The following is a 5,225-nucleotide window of genomic DNA, read 5'->3' as shown; positions in this document are numbered from 1 at the left end:
GGCACCGACACGGCCTGAACATCTCCGCCCACCTCAGCCCCGTCCCCGAATTCCCACCACCCCAGGGGACTTAGCCGCGACCCGCGCACTGAGCACCGCGATCGGCGTAATTGTTTGCATAACAATGCTTTAACGGATCGGCGGAATCGCTGCCTCTGCCCCGATGAACAATCGAGTGCGGCCAACCCGAGCGTGGACTTCTTGCGCGCTTCGATCGATAGCCCACGATCCGTTTGGAAAGAACCTCTTTTATGGAATACACAGATAGAGCTGGCGTTCGTGGTGCGGCGCTCTGTGAGGTTGGCCAACCACAATGGATTTGGGGACTGCGCATCGAACTGACGCTGCACGAGGCCGCCATGAACTTACGGACCTGATCGACGATTCAACCCACGAATCTTGACGAGGACAACAAGATACGCTCCTTCGAGCACAGTAGAGCGACACGGCTCTCGCCGGCGCTGATCCCGCACCTGGGCAACTCGTCAGCGATAAATCATTGTCCGAAGGTGGGGCCGTGGGCGTGGATCTCACGGCCTGCGTTGATCAGATTTACATCATCCCAATCGCGCTGCGAAACAAGTTTCTCTGCGCCTCGTATAGAACGCTTGAGTGGAGATCCAAAAACCCGGCAGGCCACCGTGTCGGGAACGCTGTCATCGGAAAGCTCGAGGAGTAGCGGGTTCATCATTGTGGGTTGACGTCGCGGGACAGGTAACTGACTGCGCAGTGAGTCAACTCGGCTTCTTGATCGCGGAGTTTGATGCGCGTCTGCACCTGGCGAAGCTACGCGGCGCGTGAGTATTTACCCGCTGCGGCTTCACCAGGCCAGTCGTGGCGATCTTCACCGAGCCCGAGACCAAGCCCCTGCATGAAAATCCGTAGCGGCAACGACGTGACCCAATCCCGTGCGGTCAAATGTCAAAATCGGATGAGTCCACGAATATTTCTTCCGGATCGCATGTCATCGTACCCATCGTTAATTTGATCCAATGAGTATTCCTGGGTAATCAACTCATCAAGCTTCAGCTGCCCGGCGGCATAAAGTTCGACCAACTGCGGAATATCGTGGGGCGCGTTTGACGAACCATAGAGCGCACCACGAATTTGCTTCTCGTAGAGCGTGATCTCAAGCAGGGATCCAGTTATCGACGTGTCGTCAGGGTGCCCGATGGCCGTAACCACAACGCGCCCGCGCTTTCCAACCAAAGCGAGCGCCTCGCCCGTGTAGGACACTTCGGCGATGTCCGTGGTGAGAATACATACATCGGCCAATTTGCCGAACGTGACGTCACTAACGACTGACCACGCTTCGTCCATTGAAGCTGCGGTGTGTGTCGCGCCGAAATCCCGGGCCTGCTGCCGCTTAAATTCCACGGGATCGACGGCCACGATCGTGAGCGCTCCAGCGATGCGCGCACCCTGAATCGCATTCATTCCGATACCGCCTGCACCAACGACCACAACAGTGTCGCCGGCGCGCACCTCTCCGGTCCGTACAGCCGAACCATAGCCGGTCGTAACGCCGCAACCGATCAATGCTGCCTTGTCGAGGGGAATTCCACCGTCTATTTTTACCAGTGACGATTTCGGCACCACGGTATACTCGGAAAACGTCCCCAGCAAGCACATTTGTCCGACATCTTCGCCTCGAGCATGGAACCGGTAGGTGCCATCGAGTTGCGGCCCCATCATCAGCGCGGCTCCGAGTTCGCAGAGATTCCCCATACCGCGGGCACAGTAGGAACACCGACCGCACGAGGGCAGGAAAGTCAAGATAACGGAATCGCCTTCGGCGAACTCATCAACGCCCACGCCACACTCAATAACTGTGCCGGCACCTTCGTGGCCACCGACAACCGGCAGCGGGATTGGCAGATCACCGGTTACGAGATGCTCATCAGAATGGCACAGTCCCGTGGCCGCAAGGCGTACAAGTACCTCGCCAGCACCCGGAGGGTCGAGGTCAATCTCTTCGACTTCCCATTTCTGACCCAGACCCCACAATACCGCAGCACGTGTCTTCACGTTGAATATGTCCTTTCGGTGGCAACAATGTTTAGTAAATACATAATTTAGCGTTGAGCACTACCCCAAAGCGAGGTTACTATGCGACCGCGACCACGGGGAATCTCAACGAAGAATACGGTTGAAGCTACGACAGCGCCGATTGACTTGCCACATCAAGCACTTAAAAGATCTTGGCGTTTCTCCGCTTCCAGCATTGCACGGTACTCCGGAAAGAGATTCTTGGCCTGCGGTATTAGTCTCACCAACTTGGCTACAGGGCCTTTGGCCCTGACATTCCCTTTAGCCATGGCCACCGTCAGATTTACCTTGCCCAGCCAAAACCTATTGCCAGTGTCGGCAGTCATAAATAGTTCGACGTTCGGCGTAGCGGCGCTGGCGGCGCCAGTCTCGATCAATTTGTTTGGCATGTCCACGGTTACTATCGCATCAGGATCGGTGTAGTGAATGCGCAATACCACGCCGGACCTAGCAAGCTTTGTCGCAAGCTCTGCGTTTTCTAAACCTCGCCGGAAAATTCCACCCAAGTAGCGGTAGACCTCATCCTCATCACCAAAAACGGACATTGCTTTCCTCCATCTATTGACATATTGACCACATGGTTGTTCCGGGAATCTTCGCGCGACCATATTTGCCGCAGCCTTATCCGCTCGTGATTCGTCGTCCACGAAGCGAATTTCCCGCAGCCCTCAGCGCGGTCGCCAACTCCCATTCGGCACTCGGCAGCTGCGCCGCCAGAGAAGCAGCATCTGCGGCCCTACGGCGGGGGTCGGCCTCCGGGTCATAAGCGATCGACGCCAAGCCCGTCCAAAGTCGGGATGCGGCCGCAGCAGCGTCGGCAGCTTCTTGTGCAGGTTCGAAATCGAGTAGTTCGGCTACTTTTTGACAACCCTGCGCCTGGAGGCTCCGGAACAGGCCGCCTCCCGTTCCAGCCTTTTGAATAAGGGCGCTTAGCGCAAACAACGCCGCTTCGAGGCAATCATCATCGAAAAGGTCCGGCCACCGGTTCAAATCCTCAACGAAAGACGAAATTCCAGCCAGTCCGCTCACCTGCATTTCGGAACTGGAAAGCGACGCAATGGGTGCGCCAATGTAGGCGCCTTCCATGGCTTCAGCGCTACGAAGAAACGCCGAGCACGCAGCTACCCTGAGGTCGGGTGCCGACTCCGGCCACTCGACTATGTAAGTCGTATTGCGGGTCGGGACTGGAAATCCAGTCGAAGCACGGGCGCGCCGTAAATTTGCATACGGAACAGCCTGGACAGTATCGCGATCATTATCTACGACATAAGCGACTTCCTGGGCATCATCATATCCGACGACCACGACGTCGTGCCGACTCATGTTCAGCCGCGCGCGCAGATAAGGCAATTCGGCGATGTCCGTCCAAACCATGACTGGCGTGCCCGCGTCGAGCTGCTCGGTAACCCATTTCCATCCAAGGTCAGCGTCATCGGTCGCGCGAGTCTCAAACTGCGCACCCAATCGGTTCAAGTATTCGTCTTCAAGATCGGCGCTACGCCCAACGAGATAGACCGGCGGTTGAAGTTTCGCTGATCGGATGTAGGAGAAGTCCAATGCGCCGCCAAGCACAAAAACCAATCCTTCATCCGGTACGTGTCCGGCGAAACGAATACCCGCCCACTCAGTCAAGTCACGTAGCGCACCCGAACCACAATGGCCCGCAACTTCATGTCGATAGGGCAGAATCACCGTTGCCATTCGAACTCCTAGATTTGTTTAGAAAAGTCAATGATCGGTCGATCACAGCGATCGAGAGATGATTTCCTTCATAACCTCGTTCGTGCCGGCATAGATTTTTTGCACGCGCTGATCCACCCACAATCTCGAGATGGGGTACTCAGTCATGTAGCCATATCCGCCGTGCAGCTGCATACAGTCATCAAGGACCTTCATAGCCCGTTCCGTGGTCCACCACTTCGCCATAGCGACGGTCTGCACGTCGAGTTGACCCGCAAGGTGCAGGTCGATGCAGTAGTCGAGGAACACTCTTGCGATGCGCGTTTCGGTCGCGGCTTCAGCCAGAATGAACTTGGTGTTCTGGAAGCCAAAGACCGGCCGACCAAACGCCTCGCGCTCACGCGTGTAGTTAAGCGTCTGCTCCAGGGCAAGCTCCATCGCCGCGACTGCACCCACCGCCACGATAAGTCGTTCTTGGGGCAACTGGTTCATGAGCTGAATGAAGCCCTGCCCCTCGGTCTGGCCCAATAGATGCGAGCGCGGAACCCTCACTTCGTCGAAGAACAACTCAGAGGTGTCCTGACCGCGTTGGCCGATCTTGTCGAGAACCTTGCCACGCCGGAACCCCGCCCGGTCAGCTTCGACTACGAAGAGAGATATTCCGGCCGCGCCCTTACTGGAGTCGGTTTTGGCAACGACAATTATCAGATCGGCTTGCTGGCCGTTGGTGATAAAGGTCTTTGAGCCCGAGATGACGTACTCGTCTCCGGCCAGTACAGCTTTGGTTTTGACACTTTGCAAATCCGAGCCGGTACCTGGTTCAGTCATTGCTATAGCTCCAACGAGTTCGCCGGATGCCATCTTAGGCAACCATTCTCGTCGCAGCTCTTCAGTCGCGTACTGCAGGATGTAGTGCGCGACGATTCCGCTGTGCAGCCCAGCGCCCCACGAACTGTCACCGATGCGGGCCTGCTCTTCGAGCACGACCGCTTCGTGTGCGAACGTGCCACCGCCTCCGCCGTATTCCTCAGGTATAGACATGCAGAGCAAGCCCAGCTCACCCGCCCGGTTCCACAGTTCTCGGTCGACGTGGTGCTGGTCGGCAAAGCGCTGCGCATGCGGCGCTAATTCGGCCGACAAGAACTTCGCTGCGAGGTCGCGAAGCTCTACCAATTCGGCATTCATCCATGGGGACATTGAGGTGGACACAATTTCCTTTCAACAACTCGAGTCTGCAAATATTCAGGGGAATCAAACGTACTTAACTTTGTAATGTCCAGACGCATGTTTCGCACGGATTGCTTTTTTGTCATACTTTCCAACACTTGTACGTGGAATGTCAGCAACGAAACACCATCGCTCCGGAATCCACCACTTTGCAACCTTCTGCGAGATAAAGACCTGAAGTTGGTCAATGTTCAGGCTAAGTCCCCTGGGGTGGTGGGAATTCGGGGACGGGGCTGAGGTGGGCGGAGATGTTCAGGCCGTGTCGGTGC

At 56.4% G+C, this 5,225-nt stretch carries 4 protein-coding genes and 1 pseudogene; all 5 read right to left on the bottom strand.

Features of this window, described 5'->3' with window-relative positions; all coding sequences use genetic code 11:
• Positions 1–921: 921 nt before the first annotated feature.
• The gene (locus ACJH7A_RS29895; protein WP_226519098.1) at positions 922–2,028 is read right to left on the bottom strand and encodes an NDMA-dependent alcohol dehydrogenase; all 1,107 of its coding nucleotides are present in this window, start codon (positions 2,026–2,028) and stop codon (positions 922–924) included.
• Positions 2,029–2,183: 155 nt separating this feature from the next.
• A complete protein-coding gene (locus tag ACJH7A_RS29890) occupies positions 2,184–2,594 on the bottom strand; it encodes an SCP2 sterol-binding domain-containing protein (RefSeq protein WP_226522214.1) in 411 nt (136 codons plus the stop codon).
• Between the two features lie 76 nt (positions 2,595–2,670).
• Complete coding sequence (locus tag ACJH7A_RS29885) at positions 2,671–3,750, bottom strand: BtrH N-terminal domain-containing protein (RefSeq protein WP_226519099.1); 1,080 nt, start codon at positions 3,748–3,750, stop codon at positions 2,671–2,673.
• A gap of 42 nt (positions 3,751–3,792) precedes the next feature.
• The gene (locus ACJH7A_RS29880) at positions 3,793–4,914 is read right to left on the bottom strand and encodes an acyl-CoA dehydrogenase family protein (protein WP_226519100.1); all 1,122 of its coding nucleotides are present in this window, start codon (positions 4,912–4,914) and stop codon (positions 3,793–3,795) included.
• 66 nt (positions 4,915–4,980) lie between these two features.
• A pseudogene (locus ACJH7A_RS29875) lies at positions 4,981–5,169 on the bottom strand (fatty acid--CoA ligase); the annotation flags it as partial.
• Between the last annotated feature and the right edge of the window lie 56 nt (positions 5,170–5,225).

This window comes from Mycobacterium sp. SMC-17, from assembly GCF_045310915.1.
Classification (GTDB): domain Bacteria; phylum Actinomycetota; class Actinomycetes; order Mycobacteriales; family Mycobacteriaceae; genus Mycobacterium.
Note: the sequence above shows the minus strand (reverse complement) of the source record. Positions and strands in the feature narration are given on the sequence as shown.

Coding starts and splice junctions, on each gene's coding strand:
- ACJH7A_RS29890 (WP_226522214.1), bottom strand. CDS start 2,594: ATGTCCGTTTTTGGTGATGAGGATGAGGTCTACCGCTACTTGGGTGGA.
- ACJH7A_RS29885 (WP_226519099.1), bottom strand. CDS start 3,750: ATGGCAACGGTGATTCTGCCCTATCGACATGAAGTTGCGGGCCATTGT.
- ACJH7A_RS29880 (WP_226519100.1), bottom strand. CDS start 4,914: ATGAATGCCGAATTGGTAGAGCTTCGCGACCTCGCAGCGAAGTTCTTG.